The sequence below is a fragment of the Nitrospira sp. NS4 genome (assembly GCF_049546785.1).
Taxonomy (GTDB): Bacteria; Nitrospirota; Nitrospiria; order Nitrospirales; family Nitrospiraceae; genus Nitrospira_D.
Genome location: NZ_JBMWAN010000005.1, coordinates 38,474 through 64,227 on the forward strand (window position 1 = coordinate 38,474; position 25,754 = coordinate 64,227).

The 25,754-nt window shown below is 57.9% G+C and carries 22 protein-coding genes and 1 pseudogene; 10 read left to right on the forward strand and 13 right to left on the reverse strand.

Annotated elements, in window-relative coordinates:
* The first annotated feature begins 10 nt into the window (after positions 1 to 10).
* The 3 genes from ACO9S2_RS14760 to ACO9S2_RS14770 are packed head-to-tail and all read left to right on the forward strand — an operon-like array spanning position 11 to position 1,321.
* The gene (locus tag ACO9S2_RS14760) at positions 11 to 661 is read left to right on the forward strand and encodes an L-threonylcarbamoyladenylate synthase (protein ID WP_423723145.1); all 651 of its coding nucleotides are present in this window, start codon (positions 11 to 13) and stop codon (positions 659 to 661) included.
* A 44-nt stretch (positions 662 to 705) separates the two neighbouring features.
* Complete coding sequence (locus tag ACO9S2_RS14765) at positions 706 to 1,107, forward strand: hypothetical protein (protein ID WP_423723146.1); 402 nt, start codon at positions 706 to 708, stop codon at positions 1,105 to 1,107.
* A 40-nt stretch (positions 1,108 to 1,147) separates the two neighbouring features.
* A complete protein-coding gene (locus ACO9S2_RS14770; protein ID WP_423723388.1) occupies positions 1,148 to 1,321 on the forward strand; it encodes a hypothetical protein in 174 nt (57 codons plus the stop codon).
* A gap of 26 nt (positions 1,322 to 1,347) precedes the next feature.
* On the opposite strand, the pseudogene ACO9S2_RS14775 reads toward ACO9S2_RS14770, so the two are convergent.
* From ACO9S2_RS14775 to ACO9S2_RS14795, 5 genes and pseudogenes are all read right to left on the reverse strand, one after another.
* A pseudogene (locus ACO9S2_RS14775) lies at positions 1,348 to 1,488 on the reverse strand (FmdB family zinc ribbon protein); the annotation flags it as partial.
* Positions 1,489 to 1,560: 72 nt separating this feature from the next.
* Positions 1,561 to 2,757, reverse strand: a complete 1,197-nt coding sequence (locus tag ACO9S2_RS14780) for a pyridoxal phosphate-dependent aminotransferase (RefSeq protein ID WP_423723147.1) — start codon at positions 2,755 to 2,757, stop codon at positions 1,561 to 1,563.
* The gene (gene coaD / locus ACO9S2_RS14785) at positions 2,754 to 3,242 is read right to left on the reverse strand and encodes a pantetheine-phosphate adenylyltransferase (protein WP_423723148.1); all 489 of its coding nucleotides are present in this window, start codon (positions 3,240 to 3,242) and stop codon (positions 2,754 to 2,756) included. The genes ACO9S2_RS14780 and coaD overlap by 4 nt, the downstream gene beginning before the upstream one ends.
* Complete coding sequence (gene rsmD / locus ACO9S2_RS14790) at positions 3,239 to 3,805, reverse strand: 16S rRNA (guanine(966)-N(2))-methyltransferase RsmD (RefSeq protein WP_423723149.1); 567 nt, start codon at positions 3,803 to 3,805, stop codon at positions 3,239 to 3,241. Before rsmD ends, coaD begins: the two co-directional genes overlap by 4 nt.
* 303 nt (positions 3,806 to 4,108) lie before the next feature.
* On the reverse strand, positions 4,109 to 4,282 hold the full coding sequence (locus ACO9S2_RS14795) for a hypothetical protein (RefSeq protein WP_423723150.1): 174 nt from the start codon (positions 4,280 to 4,282) through the stop codon (positions 4,109 to 4,111).
* A gap of 186 nt (positions 4,283 to 4,468) precedes the next feature.
* Between ACO9S2_RS14795 and radC the strand changes: the two genes are divergently transcribed.
* Both radC and fusA read left to right on the forward strand, forming a co-directional pair.
* Positions 4,469 to 5,167, forward strand: a complete 699-nt coding sequence (gene radC / locus ACO9S2_RS14800) for a RadC family protein (RefSeq protein WP_423723151.1) — start codon at positions 4,469 to 4,471, stop codon at positions 5,165 to 5,167.
* Between the two features lie 108 nt (positions 5,168 to 5,275).
* Positions 5,276 to 7,378, forward strand: coding sequence for an elongation factor G (gene fusA, locus ACO9S2_RS14805; RefSeq protein ID WP_423723152.1), 2,103 nt, complete (start codon positions 5,276 to 5,278; stop codon positions 7,376 to 7,378).
* 9 nt (positions 7,379 to 7,387) lie between these two features.
* On the opposite strand, the gene ACO9S2_RS14810 is transcribed toward fusA, so the two are convergent.
* The 8 genes from ACO9S2_RS14810 to ACO9S2_RS14845 form a co-directional block, all read right to left on the reverse strand.
* The gene (locus ACO9S2_RS14810; RefSeq protein WP_423723153.1) at positions 7,388 to 8,767 is read right to left on the reverse strand and encodes a Do family serine endopeptidase; all 1,380 of its coding nucleotides are present in this window, start codon (positions 8,765 to 8,767) and stop codon (positions 7,388 to 7,390) included.
* 40 nt (positions 8,768 to 8,807) lie between these two features.
* Positions 8,808 to 9,455 carry a TrkA C-terminal domain-containing protein gene (locus tag ACO9S2_RS14815; protein WP_423723154.1) on the reverse strand — a complete coding sequence of 216 codons (648 nt, stop codon included), beginning with the start codon at positions 9,453 to 9,455 and terminating at the stop codon, positions 8,808 to 8,810.
* 967 nt (positions 9,456 to 10,422) lie between these two features.
* On the reverse strand, positions 10,423 to 11,862 hold the full coding sequence (locus ACO9S2_RS14820) for a TolC family protein (protein WP_423723155.1): 1,440 nt from the start codon (positions 11,860 to 11,862) through the stop codon (positions 10,423 to 10,425).
* Positions 11,849 to 13,237 (reverse strand): TolC family protein, encoded by a 1,389-nt coding sequence (locus ACO9S2_RS14825; RefSeq protein ID WP_423723156.1) that lies wholly within the window; start codon positions 13,235 to 13,237, stop codon positions 11,849 to 11,851. The genes ACO9S2_RS14820 and ACO9S2_RS14825 overlap by 14 nt, the downstream gene beginning before the upstream one ends.
* A complete protein-coding gene (locus tag ACO9S2_RS14830) occupies positions 13,206 to 14,747 on the reverse strand; it encodes a TolC family protein (RefSeq protein ID WP_423723157.1) in 1,542 nt (513 codons plus the stop codon). The genes ACO9S2_RS14825 and ACO9S2_RS14830 overlap by 32 nt, the downstream gene beginning before the upstream one ends.
* Entirely contained in the window at positions 14,680 to 15,831 is a 1,152-nt protein-coding gene (locus tag ACO9S2_RS14835) for an efflux RND transporter periplasmic adaptor subunit (RefSeq protein WP_423723158.1), read from the reverse strand. Before ACO9S2_RS14835 ends, ACO9S2_RS14830 begins: the two co-directional genes overlap by 68 nt.
* Positions 15,832 to 15,887: 56 nt before the next feature.
* Positions 15,888 to 19,148: an efflux RND transporter permease subunit gene (locus ACO9S2_RS14840; protein ID WP_423723159.1), complete on the reverse strand. Its 3,261-nt coding sequence runs from the start codon at positions 19,146 to 19,148 to the stop codon at positions 15,888 to 15,890.
* A 307-nt stretch (positions 19,149 to 19,455) separates the two neighbouring features.
* A complete protein-coding gene (locus ACO9S2_RS14845; RefSeq protein ID WP_423723160.1) occupies positions 19,456 to 19,968 on the reverse strand; it encodes a hypothetical protein in 513 nt (170 codons plus the stop codon).
* A gap of 621 nt (positions 19,969 to 20,589) precedes the next feature.
* Here ACO9S2_RS14845 and ACO9S2_RS14850 point away from each other — a divergent pair.
* The 5 genes from ACO9S2_RS14850 to ACO9S2_RS14870 all read left to right on the forward strand — a co-directional run bounded on the left by ACO9S2_RS14850 (position 20,590) and on the right by ACO9S2_RS14870 (position 25,256).
* Positions 20,590 to 20,892 carry a hypothetical protein gene (locus tag ACO9S2_RS14850; RefSeq protein ID WP_423723161.1) on the forward strand — a complete coding sequence of 101 codons (303 nt, stop codon included), beginning with the start codon at positions 20,590 to 20,592 and terminating at the stop codon, positions 20,890 to 20,892.
* On the forward strand, positions 20,870 to 21,244 hold the full coding sequence (locus ACO9S2_RS14855; RefSeq protein WP_423723162.1) for a hypothetical protein: 375 nt from the start codon (positions 20,870 to 20,872) through the stop codon (positions 21,242 to 21,244). Before ACO9S2_RS14850 ends, ACO9S2_RS14855 begins: the two co-directional genes overlap by 23 nt.
* A 34-nt stretch (positions 21,245 to 21,278) precedes the next feature.
* A complete protein-coding gene (locus ACO9S2_RS14860) occupies positions 21,279 to 22,169 on the forward strand; it encodes a prohibitin family protein (protein WP_423723163.1) in 891 nt (296 codons plus the stop codon).
* Positions 22,170 to 22,240: 71 nt separating this feature from the next.
* Positions 22,241 to 23,860: an ATP-binding protein gene (locus ACO9S2_RS14865; RefSeq protein WP_423723164.1), complete on the forward strand. Its 1,620-nt coding sequence runs from the start codon at positions 22,241 to 22,243 to the stop codon at positions 23,858 to 23,860.
* Complete coding sequence (locus ACO9S2_RS14870) at positions 23,850 to 25,256, forward strand: sigma-54-dependent transcriptional regulator (protein ID WP_423723165.1); 1,407 nt, start codon at positions 23,850 to 23,852, stop codon at positions 25,254 to 25,256. The genes ACO9S2_RS14865 and ACO9S2_RS14870 overlap by 11 nt, the downstream gene beginning before the upstream one ends.
* The last annotated feature ends 498 nt before the right edge of the window (positions 25,257 to 25,754 follow it).

The following is a 25,754-nucleotide window of genomic DNA, read 5'->3' on the forward strand; positions in this document are numbered from 1 at the left end:
CGCAGGCTTCATGGCTGTTATCGAGCCTTTTCCGGGAACAGACCGCCGCGCATCCTACGCCTCCGTCAGGCAGGTCATGCATGCGGGCGGTATCGTGGCTATTCCGACGGAAACGTATTACGGACTCGGGGTGAACCCCTTCGACCAGGCGGCCGTCGACCGACTCATTGCGATCAAGGGTCGTCCGGAGGACAAGCCGTTTCTCCTTGTGATCGGCGAGCCGGCACAACTCCACGGACTGGTGGCCCGCGTTCCCCCGGCCGCGCAGGCGTTGATGGATGCCTTCTGGCCGGGCCCTCTCACCATCGTGTTTCCGGCCGACACGCGACTGCCTGACAATGTGACGGCGGGAACCGGGACTATCGGAGTCCGGCTGACGTCCTGCGAACCATTGGCTGATCTCCTGCAGCAGGTCGGCCCGTTGACCGGGACCAGCGCCAATCGCTCCGGCGCACCAGCGCTGTGCACGGCGGCCGAAGTGAACCGGTCTCTCGGCAACGAGGTGACCCTGATTCTTGATGCCGGCGCGACTCCCGGCGGAGCGCCGTCCTCGATTGTCAGCGTGTGTGATGGCCTGGAACTTCTGCGGGAAGGCGTGATCGATCGAATCAGGATTCAGCGTATACTCGAAGCGCGAGGATTTCGCCTTCGGACGAGGTAAATGTGCTATACATCGACGACATACTGTTGGTAAGGAGGCGTTCTATGATGATTCGACTCTATCGCCCGGCGCTATTCAGCCTGCTCGTGGTCACGGGACTGGCTTTGTCGGGCTGTGACTACTGGCCACCGGCGCTTCAAGCGGAAATCGAGCAGCTCCGTTCTGAAGTCCAGACGAGCAATATGGAGAAAACTCAACTCCAGAGTCAGCTGAATGATCTCGCAAGGTCGAAGCAGGACTTGCAGGCGCGTGTGGATGAGCTGGACAGAATGAACCGGGAAAAAACCGGGATGATTTCCAGCCTGCAGCATGAGGTGGGGGTCCTTCGGGCCAAAGCGGTGAAAGCCGCGGCGCCAAAGGTTCCGGCAAAAGCTGCCGCGAAACCGGCCGCCAAGTCTGCGCCCAAGTCGACGGCGAAGAAAAAAGCGCCGCTCAAACGTATGTAGAGCCGGTACGGTCTAGCTCGAGCCGGACGAAGAGGAATTCGTGCCTGCCGGAGAGGACGTGCTGCTGCCTGATGACGAGGAGGCGGGAGCGGCGGTCGTCGCCGGGGCCGAAGGAGTGGAGGGCGCACCTGACGACCCGGTTTGTGCCGTCGTCGTGGACGTCGGTGAGGGTTTTGAGGCTTCTCCTGAGGGCGGCTTCATCTTGTCGGAGTAGTCCGTAATATACCAGCCGCTTCCCTTGAACATGATGGCGGGAGCCGAAATGATCCGGCTGACGGACTTGCCGCACTTCGAACAACTGGCGACAGCCTCATCCTTGATGCTCTGTTTCAACTCAAACGTATACGAGCAATCTTCACAGCGATATTCGTAAATCGGCACCGGACATCCTCCAACAATGATGGTTCAGTGCTTTAATTGATAACCTCGAATTCATGTGAGTCAAGACGCTGATCAGGGCGTCAGTTTCCCCACCGCCGTCGCAATCCGGTCTAGTCCTTTAATAATCGCCTCCATGCTGGTGGCGTAGGACAGGCGGATATGCTCGGCGCTCCCAAATGGCTCTCCCGGAACGACGGCGACATGTGCGTCCTTCAGCAGATGGTTCGCCAGCGCGGTCGGCGAATCGAGGACGCCGCCTGGTCCGCGCCGCCCGAGGACGCCGCGAATGTTCGGGAACGCGTAAAACGCTCCTCCGGGCAACCGGCAACTGATGCCGGGTATGCCATTCAGCCGCTCCACCATTACCTTCCGTCTACGGTCGAACTCCTCGACCATCTTCACCGTAAACGGGTTGCCGACTCGCAAGGCCGCAACCGCGGCTTTCTGGGAAATAGAACAGGGATTGGAGGTACTTTGACTCTGAATGTTGGCCATGGCCGTCAGGAGATCTTTCGGGCCGGCCGCATAGCCAATCCGCCAGCCCGTCATGGCGTAGGCTTTGGAGACCCCGTTGATGATGACGGTTTGGGCCGCGACTTCAGGACTCAAGGTGGCGATGCTCAAATGCCGGGCTCCGTCATAGAGGACTTTTTCGTAGATCTCATCGGAGATGATCAAGATCTTGTGCTTCACCGCGATCTCGGCAATGCCTTCGAGGGTGCGTCTGTCGTAGGTCGCGCCGGTCGGATTGCAGGGACTATTGACGATAATCGCTTTGGTGCGCGGGGTCACGAGCCGCTGAAGCTCGTCCGGATTGATGGCATAGCCCTGGTCTTCCCTGGTCGGGAGTAAGACCGGCGTGGCGTCATTGAGCAGCGCCTGGTCGGCATACGACACCCAGTAGGGGGTCGGAATGATAATCTCATCGCCCGCTTCCAGGAGGGCTTCGGCCAGGTTGTAGAGCGAATGCTTGGCGCCGCAGGACACCAGGATTTGCGGCTTCTCGTACCGGAGTCCGAGTTCGGTCTGCAGCTTGTCGATAATGGCCTGGCGAAGCTCATCGATGCCGGAGGACGGGGTGTATTTCGTGAAACCGGCCCGGATCGCGGCTTCGGCAGCGGCCTTGACGGGTTCCGGCGTGTCAAAATCAGGCTCCCCCGATGAAAAATCGACGACATCAATGCCTTGCGCCGCCATGGCTTTGGCGGTAGCCGTCATGGCCAGGGTCGGGGAGGGAGTAATGCGACTCACACGTGCAGCGAGTTTCATGTTTTCAGACTCCGGATTCGCTCTTGGAGACGTCGGGCGACTTCAGGATGGAGAAATTCGGTCAGCGATCCCCCATGCTGCGCAACATCCTTGATGATGGTTGAGGACAGGTACGAATATTCTTCACTCGGCATCAGAAAGACGGTTTCGACTTTCTTGGCCAGCTTCCGGTTGATTAAGGCCATCTGAAACTCATGTTCGAAGTCTGAGATGGCCCGCAGACCGCGAATAATGGCATGGGCTCCTGAACGTTCGACGTAATCGACCAGCAAGCCTTCGAACGCGGTGACTTCGACCTGCGTCAAATCTTTCATCACCAGCCTGACCATTTCCAGCCGCTCGGCCAGATTGAACAACGGATGTTTGGCCGGATTCGGAGCCACGGCTACTACCACTTTATCGAACACCCGGAGGCTCCGGGTGATGATATCGGTATGGCCGTGCGTAATCGGGTCGAAGGTGCCGGGATAAATGCCGATTTTCATGCCGGCTCCTCGGCGGGATACGTAAAGATGGATAAGGCCGTGTCCCCGTAAGCATAGCGTCGAATGAACGAGCCGAGACCGAGTCGCTGCGGCAGCACCATCTTTGACGCATGCTCCACGACCAGCCAGGCATCCGGCGCGGTCAACGCCGGGGGGACGTTCTTGAAGATGCCCTCGAGCTCATACGTCGCATCATAGGGAGGATCGGCGAACACAATATCGTAGGGCCCGGTCCAAAGCTCGGGACGAGAAAGAAACTGCTGAACGGTTCGCGCTTGTATGGTCACGTGGCTGCCCATCTGGCAATCCGAGATATTCTGCTTCAAGAGCGTCAACGATGCGGCGCGTGATTCGACGAATGTGACCTGTGCCGAGCCTCGGCTCAACGCCTCGATACCGATGGCCCCGGTCCCTGCGTACAAATCCAACACTCGACTGTCAGGAAGCCGGTTGCCAAGAATGGAGAACAGTGCTTCCCGAACTCGGTCAGAGGTAGGACGGAGTGCAGTTCCCTGCGGACCCCGAAGGCGTCGTCCCCGGTGGGTTCCAGCAATAACACGCATGATCTCAGATGTGTTGCATCATCAAGGCGGGTGACTCTAACACAGCGTTTTTGAAGGGGTCAAGCAAGCTTGAGGCGAACGAGGTCGCGTCGAGACGAAGCGCCATGACGTATCGTCATGGAAGAGAGCAGGACGGAGCGTGCGGGCGCACTTTGACCCGAAATCAGGGGCTCGCTATAATTCCCGTGCACACAGAGGCCATGGGCTACACCAAACCCGGGGTTGCACCGAACCCGACCGGACCGGCGGTCTGCTTGCGCGACCGGATCACGATCGGGTCATGATCAACTCCACGTATCGACCTTAGCGCGCGGCAACCGGCTGCGCATCCCGGGCGGCCAGGCTCTTTCTCCGATTGCTGGAGATCGTGCGATCAATGATCGCGCCGCAGTTGATGCATTTCCAGGCGTAGAAAATGAGGAAGAAGTCTGAGAACCGCTCCAGCATCATCAGGCCTTTGCACTTTGGACATTCCATGAATTCCTCCCAGGTGACGGCGTGTATTGCTGCAGGCGGAATTAAGCAAGAGCTGCACCAAATTGTCAGTTTTCGACATTTCAATGGGTTATCGGTTACGTATTTGTCTCCAGGGGATAAAAAGCGCCGAACCGGCTTGGACAAAAGCGTTCGAAGTGTCATATTTTTGTCATTGAAGGGGAATTTATGACGGGGCGGGAGCGGGGGAAAGGCATTGCCCACTGGCCTGAAACCGAACGGCCGCGTGAGCGTCTGCTGAGCAAGGGCTCGGAGGTGCTTTCCGATGCCCAACTATTGGCCATTCTCCTACGAACCGGTCGCCGCGACTCCTCGGCCGTCCAGGTGGCCATGGAAATCCTGCACCACCTGGGAAGCCTGGCCGCACTGGCCCGGAGCGGAATAGAAGAGTTGTGCACCATTCCCGGCATCGGGCCGGCCAAGGCGGCCCAACTCAAGGCCGCGCTTGAACTCGGCAAACGGGCAATGGCCGTCCCTTTGTCGACAGGGACCAAGCTGTCGTCCAGCGCTGATCTCTTTCGCCACTTCCATCCCACGCTACGGGATTTAAAGCATGAACTGTTCAAGGTGGTGCTGCTGGACGCCAAGAATACGGTAATTAGGGAATCCACCGTATCCGAGGGGAGTTTGACCTTGAGCATTGTCCATCCGCGAGAAGTGTTCGCCATGGCGATTCGTGAATCCGCCGCCGGCGTCATCTTTCTTCACAACCATCCAAGCGGGGATCCGACGCCCAGCGCGGAGGATCGGCGTCTGACCGAGCGACTGGTCGCTGCGGGGGAAGTCCTCGGAATTCGCGTCCTGGATCACATGATCGTGGGCGATGGACGCTATATCAGTTTTGCCGACGAGGGATGGCTCGCATGACTAGGGCGCGAGGCCTCACCGTGGCGACTCGGGAGCTGACGGCAAAGGAATGCCCATGAAATAAAGGAACCCTGTTGAAGTCACTCACCGCGAAGAGAGGAGGCAGCCATGGAAGACACTCGCATCGAGTCCGTCAGAAATGTCGCGCTGGTCTCAAACCTCGGAGCAGGGAAAACGTCTCTCAGCGAAGCCCTTCTGTTTGCCGCCGGCGCGATTCCCGTTCTCGGATCAGTTTCTCACGGCACCACGACATCCGATTTTGAACCGGAAGAACAGCGCCATCGGAGTTCACTGAGCACCAGCCTGTTGCACTGCGTAGTCCCTCCCGTCGGCATCAACCTCCTTGATCCTCCCGGGGCACTCAGTCTCATGGGAGACATCCTTGCCGCGTTACGAGCCAGTGATGCCGTCATCCTGGTCCTGAACGGCGAGGAGGGCGTGCGGACGGAACTGGCACGGGCCTGGTCGCGCGTCACAGAGCTTGGACTTCCCTGTCTGGCGTTTGTCAACGGGTTGGATAGGCCGGGCGCTTCCTTTCTAGACACCGTGAATACGTATCGCGCGCAACTGAACTGCAACCCCGTTCCCCTGGTACTGCCTACACAGGCGGGACCTGAAATTGACGGAGTGATCGACTTGCTGGAGGGAGTCGCGATCTACTCAGGTCCTGCATCGCCGAAAGTGGAGCGAAGACCAATTCCGGAGTCATTGCGCCCGGCGGCCAGCAACGCAAGAACGCAGTTATTGGAAGCCGTCGCGGAGACGAATGAACGGTTGCTCGAGTCCTACCTGGCTTCAACCGATCTGGGAAAAGAGGAATTGATCGCCGGTTTGCGCCAAGCCGTGCTGGCGCGACAGGTGATGCCGGTACTCGGAGGCTCCGCCCTTCACCATGTGGGCATCAGCCCGTTGCTGCAGGCGATTCAATTCCTTCTCCCCTCGCCGGCAGAGCGGCTCTCGGCATCACCCCTGAAAGGCACGAATCCTGATAACCGAACGACCGTGGAGCGTCGCGGTCTGATCACGGAGCCGTTTTCGGCCCATGTATTCAAGACGCTGATCGATCCGTTTGTCGGAAGGCTTTCCTACTGCCGGATCTTGTCCGGCACGATTCAGGCCGATGCCATGGCGCTCAATGCGACCAGGCATGTCCGTGAAAAACTGGGTCACTTTTATACCGTGTTGGGGAAACACCATACCGCCGTTCCGTCGGCACAAGCAGGGGACATCATTGCGATCGGAAAATTGAAGGATACGCAGACCGGCGACACCTTGTGCCAGGAACAGGATCCGATCTGTTATCCCGGCTTGAATCTGCCCCGCCCCGTGCTGTCGTTCGCAATCGAGCCCAAGTCCCACGCGGAAATCGACAAGGTCAGCCTCGGCCTTCATAAGCTCATCGAGGAAGATCCCACGCTGGAATACGTCCGCAACACCGAAACGAAAGAGCTGGTGTTGAGCGGAATGGGACAACTCCACATTGATCTGGCGTTGGAGAAGCTGCACAGAAAATTTGGCGTGGATGTGATCCTCCATGCCCCGAAGGTGCCCTATCGCGAATCGATCCGGACCAAGGCCGAGGCCCAGGGGAAATATAAGAAGCAGACCGGCGGGCATGGTCAATACGGAGACTGCTGGCTCGAACTGGCTCCGCTCGGCCGCGGCGAGGGATTCCGATTCGAGAACCGGGTCGTTGGCGGGGCGATTCCGAGGAATTTCATTCCCGCCGTGGAGAAGGGCGTCGTGGAGGCGATGCAGGCCGGCGGTATGACGGGGTTTCCGGTCGTCGACGTCGAAGTAGCCGTCTACGACGGATCCCATCACCCGGTGGATTCTTCGGAGCTGTCCTTCAAAATCGCCGGGTCGATGGCGTTCAAGAAAGCCCTGGAGTCGGCGCATCCCGTTTTACTGGAGCCGATGATGCGCCTGGATATCGACGTCCCGGCGGATACGGTGGGGACGGTCATGGGAGATCTGAACGCGCGGCGGGGACGCATTCTGACCGTGACCGCCGACGATCATGCGGAGCAAATCAAGGCGCAGGTGCCGCTGGCCGAACTGCTCACGTACGCGTCGGTCCTGAACGCCATGACCGGAGGGCGGGGCAGCTACGTCATGGAATTGTCCGGGTATGAGGAAGTGCCCGGCGGGTTAGCAGGGAAAATCATCGAGGCGCATAAGGCCGAGAAGCAGCTGGCCGCGGCCCATTAGCGCGAGCGATCAGTCCGAGGATTTGAGGACCACGTAGAACGCGCGGTTTTCCCGGAGAACACGGAGCAACACCGTGTCACCGCGCCGGACTTTTGAAATAGCCGAGGTGAATTCGCCGACGCTTGCCACGTCGGCCCGGTTCACTTCCTTGATCAGATCGCCCTCGCGGAGACCTTCGGCATGGGCCAGGCTGCCGGCGTCCACCCTGGTGATCAGCACGCCGCGTGTTTCCCGGAGCTTGAATTTCTCGGCCAGGCCGGCGGTCAAATCCTGCAGATCCAGCCCGAGCTTGACCTCCGTCCGTGACTGAGGAAGCGAGGCGACGACGGGGCTGTCCCGCCGTTCACTTAAAGGGACCGCGAGGACCAGATGTTTCAGGTCGCGCACGACTTCAATCCTGGCGGTGGCGCCTGGTGGCAAGACCCCGATTAAGCGCGACAGCTTGTTGGGAGAGTCCACGACATTTCCATCGATGGTCAGGATAATATCGCCCGGCTTGATGCCGGCTTCCGCGGCCGGATCCTTCTCGAATACTTCATTGACCAGCACCCCTTCGCCTTCATTCACGCCGAATTTCTTTGCCAGTTCCGGCGTCAGCGGCTGAATGCCGACGCCGAGCCACCCGCGGACGACTTTGCCGCGCGAAGTGAGCTGTTGAATCACCTGCTTGGCCATGTTCGAGGGAATGGCGAAGCCGATGCCTTGAGCGAAGTTGATGATCGCCGTATTAATCCCGATGACTTCGCCGCGGAGATTGAAGAGGGGACCGCCGGAGTTACCCGGATTGATCGACGCGTCGGTTTGGATAAAGTTTTCATAGCGCGACAGATTGATGTTCTCGCGGCCGATGCCGCTGACGACTCCAAGTGTGACGGTGCGATCGAGCCCGAACGGATTCCCGACGGCGAGCACCCATTGGCCCACGCGGACCGTACTCGAATCGCCAAAACGCGCGCTGGGCAGCGGCCGGTCGGCGGTCACCTTGAGGACTGCGAGATCCGTATCCGGATCTTTGCCGATGACCTGGGCGATCAGCTTGGTCTTGTCCGACAACCGCACTTCGACTTCCGTCGCGTCGCCCACCACATGGTTGTTCGTGACGATGTAGCCCTCGCTGTCCACGATCAGCCCGGAACCGGAGCCGGAAGTATTGGGGGAACGATCGGCTCCGGAGTCACGCGGCCGTCCGCCTCCGGGAATCGGAAACAGATTGACGACCGACGGCTTGGCATGTTCGGCCAAATCGGTAATGACCGTCTGAATCTCTTCCAGCATGCGGATACCCGGCGAGTCTGTCAGGGCGGCACCGCTTCCGGTTTCGGCCGAGACGGAGAAGGGGAGACTCCACAACACGACTAATGCTGTGAGAAGCCTAAGCGTATTCACCATGGGTTTATTGTACCGGAAGAAGAGTCATGGCGACTACTGCCTAGGCGGATTGAGGCGCCATGGCCTTCGTGCGGCGGTGGCTGGTAAACCAGTTGGTCAGAGGATCGAGTTCGGTCTGCCCACCGAGCAAGACCACGATATCCCCGGTGCGGAATACCAGATCTTTATCAGGAGCCAGCAGAAACGGTCCGCGCATCACCGTGGCGACATGAATCGACGAAGAACGCGGCACGTCGCTGATTTTGCGGCCGACCGCCGCGGCTCCACGCAGGATGGTGACACGTTCGATGCCGGCGGATCGCATACTCAAGTCTTGCTGAAGGCGCAGCAAGTCGTCATGGATCGTTTCCAGTTTAAGCTGACGGATCTCGGCATCGATACCGAGCAGCTCGCGTTTGAGCTCCTGCACGCGCTGGTGAGACCGGCTGACCGACGTGTCGAGATCCGTCAGGGCGCTGTCCGCCACCCCGGGGTCAGGGGATCGAGGCGCAACTGATGCCGCAATCTGCTGGCCCAACGTGTTGGTGACTTCGTCGATGCGGGCAAGAAGAGTGGTAGCCTGCCAGTGAAGCCGCATGATTTGCACCTTGCGATTCACACGCTCCGAGATTGCCAGAACGGTCTCATAGAGGGCGTGGCTGGTAATCGAAAATTCCTTTTGGACGCGGCCAAGCAGTTCAAAGCTCATAGGTTCTAAATTCTATTAACGTCTGATAAGGTTGATTATGTAAACTCATGGATTTCGTGTCGGTTCTGATCTCAATATTTGCCCTTTTTGTCAGAGGAAGTCCTCTCTCTACTCTTTGGAAGTAAAGAGAATGCCAAAGAAGCCCTCCCCCTGGAAATAATTGTTCTGCAGACACATCCCGGAACAGTACTCTAGATCAAAAAAAGCGGATCCTCAAGGAGCCTGTCTATGAATGGAATTTAGCAGGTTATCGGAATGAGGGCTTGGTCGTATTTCCGGTTTCGGCTGTGCGATCGGAATATAAACGGCTCGACCCAGCGCTTGGGCCACCGCCAGTGCAACTCATACCGGTTTGACTCGTTTAATCCTCGACCGGTCCATTTCTCCCGGAGAGGCTGAATTGACCCGCCAGAAAAGTGATCGGCATTCAATTAATATCGAATATAAACTTCAAGGTCCAGCTTAACTAAGCTCGGTCGCCGTGCAACCAGCTTCTGAGACACGTCAGTCTTTCTCCAGTACATTCGCCATAACAGTTAGGCATACCCTTCAGGGCAGAACGGTTTGATCCTCAGTGCACGCCGGTTGATCGGAAACCACATGCTCCGCCCCATTTGATCGATACACTGCCGATGCCGTTTATACAACCGACGTATCTATTGCTTCGGATTGCTCGGTACACGTCAGCGAACTGGCGCCGGTGCGCGTCTCCGGAGTCATTACCATTGTAAAATTCCGCTGTCGATGGAGACCGGGTTTTCGCTGCGGGGCGATCCGCCGCGTAATCTTGGCGCCCATCTCATCCCCCCCAACGACTTGGCAGGCGGCGAACACTTGCTTGGAACTCATCTTGGTAAGACAAAAAGCCCGCCACCGTTCCCCTGTCGGCTTCAAATTGTCCCCGCATCGTTGCGCTGGAGTAACCACTCGTCGACCTATTGCCAGACAGCCGCCCATTATAGGTACATCAATAGCGTTGGTACGCCTGACCCGTGGCATAGGCGACGACGGTAGAACCGGCTTGCACCGCATACCGCGTCTCGGCAAGGCGCACCTCCGCGACCAACAACGCTGTCGTCGCTGTCGTAACGTCGATGATTGACGCCAGCCCAAGCCGATATCGATCCTTGGCCAAGGTCAGCGCGCTTCGCGCTGACTCCACTTCCTTCTCCTCCACGATGAGCTGTTGCCGGGCCGTTTGCAGGCTTAGGTACGCATCCGTCACTTCCAGCGCAATTCTGTTCGCCAGATCGACCTTTCTTTGTTCAGCCTTGTATTTTTGTTGCCGCGCTTCAGCAACACGGTTTTCGATTAGAAACCCGGTAAATATGGGCACGGAGACTATGGCTCCCGCTCCCCACCAGAGATTGGTCTGCCCGGGCTGTGCACCGGCATATTGGTTCAGCGGGGCATCACTGAAGTGGATGACGCCGGACATGCCTTGGGCGACAATGGTCGGAAGGTTGACCGCCTGGGCGGAGCTGAGCCGTTCATCCGCCTGTTTGATCCGATCAGCCGTGCCGAGCAGTTCCGGACGGTCCTCCAGCGCCTGGGTGATCAATGTCTCCAGTGTGCTCAATGAGGCTTCGGCGGCGGGAAGGTCCTGCAAGGTGTAGTCCTCCGAACCGCGGACGCCCATGGCGTGATTCAGTCCTGCGAACGCGGCACGGAGTTCGTTCTTGGCTTGCAACAACTGAATCTCGGCGTTCTTGAGCTCGACCGATATGAAATCGAGGTCCAATTTGGACTTCAAGTTCCGCTTATACAAAATCGCGATTTGATCACGCAGGACGCCCCGCTCCCGCACGGTTTCTTCTGCAATTTCGATAAACCGCTTTTGGCGCAAGCAGTGGATGTAGGCTTGCTGAACCTTCAGAATGACCGTCGCCTTGTGTGTCTGGATATCCTTTTGCGCGGCCTCCTGGCCGGCCCGCTCCGCCAGCACTTTGTGCGCGGTTTGACCAAAATCGTAAATCAACTGGTCCGCTCGGAATCCCGCGCTTTCCACATAGGAGGTGGGCTTGTTCTGCGCGCCACCCACGTTGAACGCGCTGAGCGGACGAACGGTTCCTCCTGTCTGAATCGCATAGGCATTCAACTCCGGATAGTAGCGAGACTCAGCCTGATCCGTGACCGCCTCCGCGGCAAGCGCCGTCTCCTTTGAGCGGCGTAGCAGCGGATGATGTTCAAGGCCGATCCGGATCGCGGACTCGTAGCCGAGAAACGCGCCTTTCGATTGAGGGACATCCGGCGATGGCGGGCGCACGAGCGGCGGCGGGGGTCCCTCAGACGCACGGTCAGCTGACCAACAGGGTCCGCCGAACACGGGAAGAACGATCGAGGCGTACAAGACACTTACAGTGAGCTGGCGTACGATCTGTCCTCGTGGAGATTCAGTACCGTGCATATTCGGCTCCGGTCGCATAGGCGAGGGCGGCTTCGCTGGCTCGAAAGTCGTACAGCGCTTCAGCGAGGCCGACCTCGGCGCTCAACAGATCGGTCGTCGCGGTGGTCACATCGAGAATAGAGCCCAGGCCGGCCTTGTATCGCTCGCGTGCGAGCGTCAATGCTTCACGTGCATGCGCGACCTTCTCCTCCGATACCTTGATTTGTTGTTCGGCAGTCAGCCGGCCGAGATAGGCTTGCGCGACTTGCAGCACGATATCGTTCGCGATTGATCGCGTGGCGGCTTGGGTCTCGCCCCTCCGCGCATCGGCCTCCTCGATTTGGCCTTCGATACGGCCTCCTGTATAGAGGGGAACGGCGCTGGTCACACCGAGCCCATACCACCCCAGTTGGGCGCCCGGATTGACGACTCCATTTCCGGCGGGGTTCTCCTCTCGGCCCCACCAGGTATAGCCCGCGGTGCCGATCCCGGTCACCGACCCGAAGCGAAGGGCCCTGGCTGCCTGCAGCGCTTCCTCCGCCGCCTGGATCCGATCTTTGCTTCCGAGTAATTCCGGTCGCTGATTCAGCGCTTCCTGGACCAATGTTTCAGGACTGACATTTGGCGTCGCCGGACGGACCGGCTGGTCCAACAGATAGTCCCCCCGCCCCTGAAAGCCCATCGCGGTATTCAGTGCAGAAAATGCCAACACCAGATTATTTTGGGCCTTGATCAGCACCACCTCTGCCCGATTGGCTTCGACTGATGCAAAATCCAGATCCAACTTGGATCGCAAGTCCCGTCGGTAAAACGCCTCTGTCTGCTGACGGATGAGTTCGCGTTCGTTCATCACCTCGCGCGCGATGTCCACGAGTCGTTGCTGCTTCAGACAGTTGAGATAGGCCTGCTCCACATTCAGGATGGTGAGCGCTTTGGCCGTCATCACGGCTTGTTCGGCGGAGGCTGCGAGCGATTTCTGAGAGAGAATGCGATGCGCCGTCTGCCCGAAGTCCGTAATCAGCAGGTCTACGCGAATACCCGGAGTCGTGAGATAGTTGGTAGGTTTTGGCAGGGAGCCTGATATCCCGAGGTTGGCCAGGACCCTGGTGTTGCCTCCGGAACTTGAGTAAATGCCGGTCACCTGCGGATAATTGGCTGATTCGATCTGCTTGACCAGGGCCTGGGATTCCAGGGCCTCATGTTCCGCCACTTTGATGAGCGGTTGTTTCTCGATTGCCAACTGTATGGCCCGCTCCCAAGTCAGCGGGGCGCCATTCGCCGGGAGCGGGCTGGAGGATCTCGTCTCTGCGGCAAGCGAGGTTGTCCCACTGCAAGCAATAAAAACCAGCAGAGACGCCAAGCAGCTAAAAGCGTTTATACTCTTGTCCTGTGGCATAGGAGACGACTGACTCACTGATTTTGTAGATATACCGGGATTCCGCCAAGCGAGATTCCGACTCGAACAACACCGCCGTCGCGCGCACGACCTCCACGATCGGGCTCAAACCGAGGCGGTAGCGCTCCTGCGCCAGCAGCAACGCTTCTTTCGAAAAGGTCACTCGCTCCTGCTCGAGTGCGATTTGTTCGGCATTTGTAGTTCGCGTGAGATAGGCCCGGACAATCTGCAAGATGATTTCGTTGGCGAGGGCCTGGAGCTCTTCGTCCGTTTCTCCTTTGCGATGGCCGGCTTCCTTGATCTGACTCTGAATCCGGAATCCTGTGAACAGAGGAAACTTAATCGTGATGCCAAACCCCCAAAATGGGGCCACAGCATCGGAAGGAATGCCGGCATCATGCACATCGCCGTATTGCGTGATGCCAACTGAGCCCACCGCAGTAAGGGAACCATAATTCAACGCCTTGACTGCCCGGAGCAGCTCTTCGCTGGCAACCAGACGGTCTCGATTGCCGAGTAACTCGGGCCGGTCGTTGAGCCCTGTGGTGACCAAGGTTTCGACAGATTCGCTGGGAGTCACCTGAATACGAATCGGTTCCAGTTCATACTGGTCCTGCCCATCGCTCCCCATCGCATTATTCAACGTTGCAAACGACTGTTTGAGATCATTCTTCGCTTTAATCAGCGAGAGCTCGGCGTTCGCGACTTCCACCAGCACCAAGTCCAAATCGACTTTCGATTTGAGTTGATGTTTGTAGAGCGCCTGCACCTGATCACGGACGGCTTGCCGCTGCTTGACCGTCTCGGTTGCGATCGTCACCAGACTCTGCTGAAGCAAAGTGTTGAGGTAGGCTCGTTGGACGTTGAGGATGACGAAGGCTTTATTCGTCAAAATCTCTTTATCGCTGGCTGCTTCATTGGCTTCGGTCGCAAGAATGCGGTGAGCGGTATAACCGAAATCTGAGATCAATTGATTGAGCAGGAACCCACCGGTCAGCATGTTCTGGTTATGCTTTGGAAGGGCGCCGCCAGGATCGAGTCCATGTCCGCCGCGATCATGAATCGTTTTGCCGTCAGTGGTAATAATTCGTAAAGAACCACTGCTTCCCGCGATAGAAGCTTCCAGCCAGGGATATCGCTCGCCCTGAGTTTGACGGGTCAGAGCCTTGGCAATGAGCGCGCTATAGCGCGAACGCTCGAGCAAGGGGTGGTTGGCAAGGCCGGTTCTGATGGCTTCAGTGAGCGTCAGCAGAGAGCTTGCAGGTTTCTCCACAGCACGAGAGACCGTTGGTTTCGCCTGTGACGACTGTGCTCCTGCCTGAGCGACCCCAAGATGAGGACTGCCCACAACGAGTGCCAGGACGATGATTCTCGTGAGTAACGTGTGCATAACTGCTCGCATCAGGAAAGTTTCTGAACCGCGCCCTTTCCGAGTCGGCACATTACATTTTCTGCCTGGCTGCTTTTCCGTTTGGAAGGTTGTAATCAGACGATTGCACCGCTTGGCCATCAGTCAACCCGCTCTTGCCAACGACGACGACTTCCTCCTCGCCGGTCAAACCGTCCACGACCTCGACCCAAAGACCGTCATCAATGCCCGTTTTAATAGGGACACGTTTGGCTTTGCCGGCATCGACCACAAACACCGCTTTTTCCTGTCCGTTTTTGCTCGGAGCGATCGCGGCGGGAGGAATGGCCAGCGCGTTCGGATGCTGCTGCAGATGGAGCGACACGTTGATGAACATCCCGGGCTGGAGCCGATGGTCTTTATTGGGCACATCGATTTCGACCAACAATGTTCTGGTGGAGGGATCCAAGGCTTCGGTGGTCCGAGTGATCGAAGCCGCTAATTCCTCAGACCATTCACGTGCGGTGACCGTCACGGGAAGTCCTGGTCTGGCCAGCCGTGCAGCTTCCTGCGGGGCATTCACATAGATCCGGACGCTGTCCATATCCATGATCGTAAAAAGCGGCGCCGCTTGAGTCGCTGACCCGGTCGCGGCCTGGATGAGCGCGCCAGGATCGGCAAACCGAGCCGTAATCACCCCTGAAAATGGCGCATAGACCTTGGTGTAATCCAACAAGGTCCGGCGACTGTCTCGCTGATGCTTGGCGGATTCAGCCGCGGCTTTGGCCACATCGACATCCTGCTTGGCGATCATGTCGTGATTATCCTGCCAGACGCTCAAGTACCGCTCATACGTCACTTTCTTGATCTGGTAATCAGCGTCGGCCTGTTTGTATTGATCTTCGATCTCGGGTGCATCCATCACTGCCAGCAGTTGGCCTTTCTGGACGACATCACCTTTGTCGACTCCGATCCATTTCACGTAGCCGGAGACCTTCCCGTACAGCGTCGCTTGATACCAGGGAGAAATGTTCGCCGGAAGCGTCAAGGTCTGGCGAATGTCGCGCCGCTGCACTTTCAATACTTGGACCCGAGAAACACCTTCAGGCGCCTGGCCTGCCTCCTGGGTTGTCTCGGGTGCTGACACCGTCGGTTGCTGGCCCTGGATGATCATCAAGACCGCCGCAAGGAGGAAGAGTCCTGTTGCAACCATCAGAACGATTTTGAGGCGTGATGTATGTCTCATATCCCCTCAGGACACTCCCTCAACGAACGTAGGCGACAGGCCCACGACTCCTCTGCTCAGTGAACCGCTCCTTCAGTTTCAGCCGGGCTGGTGGCTGATCGCCGACGAGCAAGTGCGTGCAGAACCGGAATAAAGAGCAGCGTCATGGTCGTCGATACCGTCAGACCTCCGATCACGGCGCGGGCAAGCGGCATGTTGCTCTCGCTCCCCTCCCCGATGCCAAGCGCCATCGGGGCCAGTCCGATGACGGTGGCCAGCGACGTCATGATGATGGGCCTGATACGGAGTCGCCCCGCCTCCACCACGGCCTCCTCGATCGGCATGCCCTCGCGCAGCCTGTTGTTGGCGAAGTCCACCAGCAACACGCTGTTGGACACGACTATCCCGATCATCATCAGAGTACCGATCAACGATTCCACATTGAGCGAAGTATGCGTCACCAGCAGCATCCAGATGACACCGATAAACCCCAGCGGGACCGCAAACATGACGACAAAGGGGTCGAGCCATGACCGAAACAGCCCGACCATCACCAAATAGATTAGCACCATCGCCAGCGGCAGGGTCCCTGCGAAACCCGATATCGCAGCTCTCATGCTGTCGACTTCCCCTTTGAAACTCACCACCACATCCTTCGGGATGTCGAGTTTCCCGACAGCCTGTTCGATTTGTCCCGCTACGCGGCCTAGATCGTTGCCTGGCACACTGACGAGCACGTCCATCGTCCGTTGGAGGTTGAAGTGATCGACGGTCTCGGGGCCGACTTTTCGTACGACATCCACCAGATCTCGCAGCAGGACAGGGCTTCCCCCGGTCGCTGTCACACCGGGTAAGCGGGGCCGTTCAGGAAAGGGGGTCTGCCCGAGCACCAATGAACTGCCCCTGAGCGTGCTGCCTCCCGTACTGACCGACATCGGCTGCTCCACGTGCGTTCCCACAAGAGGCATGTTCAGAAAATCTTCGAACTCCAGCAGGATCTGCTCGGGGAATTGGGTCACAACAAAATAGGCGTTATTGGTCCGGGGATCAATCCAATAGCCCGGGTTCAATGTGACGTTTGAAGACAACCCCGTGACCAAGTCCGTCACGATCTGATACTCATTCAACCCGACATACGAGGCTTTGTCTCGATTGATATCGAGATGAATCTCTGGATAGTCCATCCCCTGTCGAACCTGGACATCTGCAGTCCCGTGAATCTCTGCCACAAGGTCCCGGATCTTGTTGGCCGTCGCCGCAAGATCTCCCATCTTGGGACCGCTTACTTTAATATCGATTGGTGCAGGCAGCCCGGAATTGATCACATCGCTGACGATCCCCCCGGTCTGGAAGGAGAACTTCAGCCCCGGAAATTCCCGATGAAGAGTCTGGCGCAACTTCCCGATAATGTCATCGGTATGCATCTCATGGTCACGCGTCAAGCTCACGAGCACATAGGCCTGATGCGGACCATTCACCGGCGTGTAAAGCACCATCCATCCCTGCGGCAGGCCGATATTCGAGACGACCTGATCCAGTTCCGCGGCGGGTATGGCCTCTCGAACCAGGCCTTCGATTTTGGCAACAATTGCCTCTGTTTTCTCGATTCTCGTGCCTTCCGGTGCTGAGACGTTCAAGATAAAGGAACCTGCGTCCACCTTTGGGAAAAACTCTGTTGCCAGCCGTGGCGCCATAAACAGAGAGCCGACGAAGATAGCGGTGACCGTAATGATCACGACAACCTTGTGGCCGAGACACCAGCGCAGCGCAACAATGTACCGCTCGACAAATGGATCGAAGAGATTGATCCGATTCCACCAGGCGACAAGCCCGCTTTGAGGCGGTGCCGGATGCCCTGGTACACCATGCCCTCCCTTCCGGAAGAGCCAGGCGATTGAGACGGGAGCGACGGTGAGCGCCACCACATAGGACGCCATCATCGCGTAGGCGACGGTGAGGGCCAGCGGCACAAACAGGAATTTGATAATCCCGGTGAAAAAGGCGATCGGTAGAAAGACGAGAAACACGGTGATGGTGATCACCAGCATCGGAAGTGCGACTTCGGTGACGGCATCGCCGGCCGCGTCCTTCGCCGACTTGCCCATGTCCATGTGCCGGTGGGTGTTTTCCACGACCACAATCGCGTCATCCACGAGCCGGCCAACCGCCAATGCAAGTCCCCCCAGTGTCATGATGTTGACCGAATGACCGGTGAAGTACAGCCCGATGAAGGCTGATGTGACGGACAAAGGAATCGCCATGGCGATGATCAGCGTATAACGCAGACTGCCGAGAAACAGCAGGACCATCAGACAGGCAAGTCCCCCTCCCAGAAGACCTTCATGTTCCAGCGTATGGATTGCCTGCCGGATATAGAGTGACTGATCGAAGAGCAACTTGACCGACAGTTCCTTGGGAATGCCGATCAGCTTCGTGAGCGCGTCCTTTATGCCATCGACGACCGCGATGGTGTTAGCTCCAGCCTGCTTCAGAATGGGAAGATAGACGGCCCGATTACCATTGATCCTCACCACGTTGGTCTGAATCATTGTCGAGTCGACAGCTTTTCCGACGTCTCGCAGGTATACCGGCACCCCGTTCACGACCTTAAGCGGGATGTCGTTCATCTGATCTACGACCTTGATCATGCTGTTCGTATACACGTTGTAATCGAAGTCGCCGATTTTGACGTCGCCGGCCGGGAGAAGGACGCTCTGCATGTTCACCGCATTCACAATCTCGTGCGTGGAAATGCTGCGAGCCAGCATGCGCTCAGGATCGAGAAACACCGTGACTTGGCGGACCGTTCCTCCGAACGTGGTCGGGAACGCGACGCCCGGCACATTGCCGAGCTGCGGCCGGATATTAAAGTATGCGAGATCACGCACCTCCTTCTCCGTCATCGTTTCGCTGGCAGTCGTCTGCAGCGCGATGGGCAGACTCGCCGCCCCGAACTTGATGATAATCGGGGGAAAGATGCCTTGAGGCAGAAAACGGAGATTCGCATAGGTCAGGCTCGTAATTTCGGCCAGCCCCGCGTTCACGTCATAGGAGGAATGGAAATAGATCTTGATGAGACTGACACCGGGCAAGGAACGGGACTCGATGTGATCGATATAGGAGGCCTGAAGAAAGGCTTGCTCCAGTCGCAACGTGATGGCGCCCTCCACCTCCGACGGCCCCATGCCTTTGTAAAACGTGGCGACAGCCACGACCGGCATGTTGATCTCCGGGAAGATGTCCACGACCATCTTCTGGTAGGACACGACGCCGACAATGATGACGATGAGGCTGATGGCGATAACGGCGAAAGGATTTTTAAGCGCGGCACGAACCATACCTTGCGATACCCTTCCTAGATCATCCGTTCACAAGGACCCGTAGCAGAATGTTGGTGTCGTGTTACTACTTGGCCTGGTGTTGTCGAAACACCCGCGTTTCTTCTACCACATATAGCAGCGGCCCGTCTTCCATCGTGATTAGGACCTTGCGTTCGCTCCCGGCCGACCCATGGGATTGAAGGGGGTGGCAGGGCTTCCCAATAGCCAAAGATCGATGGAGGCTGCACAACAAAATGAACGACCAGCCCACTTATTGGGGGCAGATCTTGAACGAATACCAGCCGAAAGCCCGGAAGGAGCAGGGTCACGGGTGTGGTCCCCGTTCCCCTCCGCTGAACTCCAGCCTTGGAGTGATTGGATAGAAATGGTGGCAGAACCGACCAACCAAGGTGAGCAGGTCGGCGAAGAAGACCGGCTTTACTTCATGGGCCAGGAGACCAAGGCCATCCAGTGAGCGCATTAGGGCCTCGTCTTCAGCCCAGAGGAGACCGATAACCGGCAGATCGCTGAAACGCGTGTCCTGTCGAAGTTCACGGAGCAACATCACACCGCTCCCGCCGGGAAGATCGAGATCCAGCACAACGAATGCTGGCAAGGCGGGCGGATTCATCTCGGCTTGCTCCCGTAACAAGCCCAGCGCGCCCTGCCCACTCTGTACGAGGTCGATCCTGGGGCACAACATACGGCCTCGGGGATTGCGTCCATCCCAATTCAATTGAAGGGCTTGGCAAAACAACTCCGCTTCTCCGGGGCTATCTTCCACCAGCAGGATATGGGGGACGAGGAACATCGGTAAATCCGACCCCGGTTCAGCCACGGTGACGCCTCCCCATTCAAGGATCTGACGTTATGAGTCCTACCCATGTAAGAACGGGATGTGAACCACGCCTCTGTGCCACAATGACGCATTCGTGTCAGATTGACACACGGCCTTTGCCGCATCTCGCGATGGATGATAGATGACGCGTCATGGTCTCCCATCTATCGCAGCCCCTCCTTCCACTGCCTGCCGGACATTGCCGCTCTTCCAGTGACTCCAATTCAAAAGTAGTTGAGCAATAACAATGCCAATAATAACGGGTTGACACCACGCCGTTTCCTGCTCACCGAGAGAGACGCACGATTGCACCTTGCAACTGCTCGTTATCGCACACCGCGCACCGTGCGATTCATTTGTCTCAATGGGAGAACAGACGGTGCGGCAAGTCTTACGAGTCATGTTGTTTCGTGGTCGCGATGAATTGATTGAACGCCCAGGCTACAAAAACTCGCCGGCACATCACAATTATCGTCCACGCCAAGAAAATGGATCAAGAATTGCACCTCTGATACTCTGCCCTGACTTCATCAGAGTGGTCATACACCGTGAGACCCGCTGCTCCTGCCTTCCGACTTTGCATGTAGCCCGCATGCAGGAAACAGTTGAGGAAAGCCCACTATGGCTCACCAACCCTTGTCGTCGTCTGATCTCACACAAAGGATCGAACCACGCATCCTGGCTTTTTGCCAAACTCGCCCGCGTATGATGTTCTCCGATCTCGCCAAGGCTCTACCTGATTACACTTGGCAGATGCTGTTCAGCGCCATCACCCACCTACGCAAACAGCACTATGTCGAGCTCTTGGCGCACCCTTGGGATTATGAAGTGCTTTTCCTGGGCAACACTGGCCCCCTATTTCCGGCCTCTCCTAGTCCTGAACGAAACGATGAACGTGATCATGATGAGAGGACAGACGTGTAACCCGACCATGGTACTTATCCTGCCGCTGGCATTTGCCGCAGTGGGCTGTGTCCGCACAGCTGTGCCGCTGGACCTCGCTTCTCCGGACCCCACGTACGATCAAACCAAGATCGCCGCCTATTATAGTCGGGAGGCCGCCTTCTTCAGGCTCAAATCCCAAGAATTCGCACAACGTGTTCTCGTGTATGAAGGCTTGTTCGGAACTAACTCCGAATGGGTCAAGGGTGCCCGCTTGTTAGAGCGGTACTATGAAGATGCCGCACAGGAGCAGGAAAGACTTGCCAACCTGCATCGTGGGTTGGCCGGTCACGAACAACGGCTTGTTCCACGGGCGCGTCCCACAAACCCGTGATAACGGTCACCACTGTTGATTGAAGGAGTCCCTCATGTCTCGCCCCATCCCATACACGGTGATGCTTCTCACTACCCTCCTGATCCTTCTGAACAGCGCCTGCTCCGGTACCAGCGTGCAGCCCGGTCAGCGCGGGCTGATGTGGCGCCCTTTTTCGGAAGGATTGTCCACAGAACCTCTCAAGGACGGCTTTTATTGGAGAGCGGCCTGGAATGACATCTACCTGTACGATGTCCGGTGGCAGAGTTATACCGAGAACGTCGATGCCCTCAGCGCGGATGACCTGCAGGTGCTCGTCAAAGCGGCGATCATCCTCAAACCAATCCCGGACGAAGTGTATTTTCTTGCCCATGAAGTGGGAACGGAATTCTATTCCCGTATTGTGAAGCCGGAATTCCTGGCAGCGGTGCGCAGTGTCGTGTCCGGCTACAACATGGTCACAGTGCCTGAAAAGAGCGCCGAGATCGCCAGTAAGATTCAGGCCGTCGTCGTGGAGAAGCTCAAGGGGCGCCATCTCCAGATTCAAAGCGTGGCGCTGGCCGACGTCGACTTTCCGCAAATCGTCTTGAGCGCCATCGAACAGAAGCAGGCGAAGGAGCAAGAAAAAGAGCAGAAGGAATTCGAACTGTTGATCGCAGCCAAAGATGCGGAAATCATGAGAACCAGAGCGAAGGGCGAGGGTGACTCGATTCGAATCCGTGCCGAAGGTGAAGCCGAAGGAACGCGCATCAGGTCGGTCGGCCAGGCGAAAGCCCAGGAAACGATCACCAAGACGCTGACCGCCGACTATCTTCGATACAAGTTGTATGACAGCCCGAATTCCAAGCTGGTGCTCTTACCGGACAAACTGAACCTCCCGATTCTCGTGAATCCCGGGCTCGATCAGCCGCACCAGCTGCTCCCGGCGGAGCCACATGAACACTGATGCCGGCACAGCACACTGGCAACGCCAGGACTCCCGCGAGTATCATGAAGGGCGTGCCTGAGGAGCAGGCCATGAGAGCCCGATGGTTTGAAGGCATTCTGAGCTGGGTCATGATTGCCGGGATCGCGCTGGTCGGCCTGGCGATTGTCCTCATCTCTGTCCTGGACACACAGATCATCGAACAGGCCGGCGCGAACAACCTGCACGCGGAATTTCTGCGCGCCGCGGCTTCCGTGAGCCGGATTATCAGTAAGTCCGGCGATATTCACGACGTCGCCGCCGTCCAGGAGGCATTTCAAGACATCTTCGAGCTACGCCCCGGCATCCGGAGACTCTCGGTCTTTGATGTCTCTACCAATCCCGGGGCCCGCATTTACAGCAGTGACCCCGCGTCTGCGCCGACGACACTGCCCGAGAACGAGCGGAACGAGATCGCGGCCGGCCGATCCGTCGCACACTTTGACCTCGAAGGAACCGATCGCGGATGGTTGATCACTGCCCCGATCATTGTGAACGGACAGGTCGTCGGAGCACTTCGCGGCCGTTTCTCCCTCTGGAAATACGACGGGCTGATTCGGCAGCAACGCCGGCTCGCCCAGCATATCGGCGTCGGCGCGGTTCTCACCACTTCTCTGGTGTTTCTTGCGCTCATTCACTTCAAGATTCACCGGCCGATTGGTGCGCTGTTGCGGACCATGAGAAGAGCGGAATCGGGCGATTTGTCGAGTACAGCGCCTCTCAAGGGACCGGCGGACATTCAAGAACTCTCCCGCCAGTTCAACCGCATGCTGGATCGAGTCCGCGAAGCGCTTGCCATAAAAGAACGGCTGCTGGGGGAAATCGAAGGTTTCAACGACACGTTGACCGCAACGGTCGCCCAGACAAAGGAGGAGCTGCACCGGGCCAATCTGCTGCTTGTGGAAGCACGCATCCAAACCGAGCGGACGTCGAAATTGGCGGCCCTGGGCGAATTGTCCGCGGTTATGGCTCACGAGCTGGGCAACCCGCTCAATGCCATCGGGGGACACCTGCAACTCCTCCAGAAAGAGATTGCCGCCCCTGATTCGCTCCGGCATATTTCGATCGTGCGTGCCGAGATCGGACGGATGATCGCGATCATCCAGCATATTCTTGATTCCACGCGGATGGAGATCAGACCGGTGCCGGTCGATCTCAATGCCGTGGTCCACGATGTTCACCGCCTCATCGCCCCAACGCTCTCCGACCGTCGCATTGCCTGGAAATCCGACCTGGCTCACTCGCTTCACTCCGTGGCCGGTGATCGCCGGGCCCTCCACGGGGTCATTTTCAATCTGGCCACGAATGCGATTCAGGCGATGCCGAATGGCGGAGAACTGGAGATCGTCACAACCCCCTGCATCGAGGACGGTCCGGCCAAAGCAGCCCTGTTTCATGGAGCCGGTGTGAGGGGGGCCGCAGTCCGTCTGACTCTGCGAGACAGCGGATACGGGATCGCCCCGGAACACCTCCCGCATATTTTCCAGCCTTTCTTCACAACCAGGCAGCAGGACGGCGGAACCGGCTTGGGATTGGCGATTTGTCAGCGTGTGATCCTCTCGCTTGGAGGACGCATTGGCGTAGAGAGCGTCGTGGGCCACGGCACGCAATTCATCATTGATCTGCCGCACTTGGACAGAGCGGGAGAGGAAGGGGGGACGTATGACAGGTGAGCCGGTCATTCTCGTCGTCGATGACGATCAACGGAACCGGGAGATGCTCGCCGAAGCCCTCCGGCAGGCACACTTTCGTGTGGATCTCGCGGGCAGCGGCGAAGAAGCCATCGAGCGAGGAGGACAACGGCTCTACGATGCCGTGTTCAGTGATATCAAGATGGCCTCTGTATCGGGCCTCGACGTCCTGACCGCGTTTCGCGCGATGTCCCCCGAAACCCCGGTGATCCTCCTCACGGCCTTCGGGTCCGTCGAGACCGCGATTCAGGCGATGAAACAGGGCGCGTTCGATTACATCACCAAGCCGTTCAACTTGGACGAAGTGGTGCTGGTCGCGCAGCGCGCCGTTGACCATTGCCGGCTCGTGCGCGACCATCGTCATCTGCAAAAGGCGTTCACTGAGCACCCTCGTGCCGCTTCCATGATCGGGCGAAGCCGCAAGATGGTGGACGTCTTTAAGGTCGTCGGGAAGCTCGCTCGCAGCCGGGCAGCCGTACTCATTCAGGGTGAAAGCGGCACAGGAAAAGAACTGATCGCGCGCGCGATCCATGACAACAGCGCCCGTGCGGCACGCCCCTTCGTCGCGGTGAATTGCAGCGCCATACCCGACACCCTCATCGAGAGCGAATTGTTTGGCCATGTCAAAGGATCGTTTACCGGCGCGCATTCGTTTCGTCGCGGCCTGCTGGAAGAATCCAGCGGGGGTACGTTCTTTTTGGATGAAGTGGGGGATCTCACCCCTGCCGGTCAAGCCAAGTTACTCCGCGCCATCCAAGAAGGAGAAGTCCGGCGGGTCGGGAGCAACGAGTCGATCCCGCTGGATTTGCGTGTGATCGCGGCTTCTCGCCGCAACCTCCAGCAGCTCGTGACTGCCGGACGGTTTCGGGAAGATCTGCTGTATCGGCTGAATACCGTCACCCTGACGCTCCCCCCACTCAGAGAGAGACCTGAGGACATTCCTCTCCTCGCCGAGTTCTTTCTTGCTCGAAACAGTGGGGAGCAAGAAGCCCCGACCGCATCGCTCTCGCCCGATGCGATGCAGGCCCTCATCCGCTACCCCTGGCCAGGAAATGTGCGCGAGTTGCAGCACGTGATTGAGCGCGCAGTCGCGCTGGCCAGCCACAGTGTCCTATCGGTGGATGACCTCCCTTCAGAAATGCGCAGTGCCGAAGGGCATCGGAGCGATCTCACCAGCAGCCTTCCCGGAACGCTGAGCGCCCTTCAGCGTGAACACGTGCTAAAAGTGTTGGAGGCCACGGGAGGCAACAAAGAACGCGCCGCTCGCTTGCTGGGCATCAGCCGGCGGACGTTGTACCGCTTTCTCGATCGTTACGGACTGTTCCACAGTCCGTCCCCGTCCGAACCCATCTCACCTGACCCCGGCATAACAAGTTAGATTACCCGTTAGATTACCCCCCCCCTTGCGCGCATTCGCACATCCCCCCTGTGCGGGTTTGACATGCCCTGACAGACTGTCTCAGTCGCAACCAGTCCTTTCGATTAACCCGATCTCATGTAAGCCTAATTCTTGGGCGTGAACATCGTTTCCGCTCATTAACCGTTCGGTCACACGTCGTTGGTATGCGTATTGCTGTAGTTTCTATTCGTTCATACCCGACCAGCAGGACACACACACCCGCTGGATACTGACAGGAGCGCAAGAGATATCAGGGAGGAAACAGCATGTCGTGCAAACGATGCGGGGGATTGATGGTGATCGACATGTTTCGTGAGAGTGCGCAGAAAGACTTTCACCGTGGCATACCGACAGCCCGATGCCTGAATTGCGGAAATTGTGAAGACACCACCATTCTGAGCAACAGGCTCGCTTCCAACGCGCGACAACGACCAGATCGCCCCCGCAGCATGCCCGGGACGATCCTCCCCGCTGAAC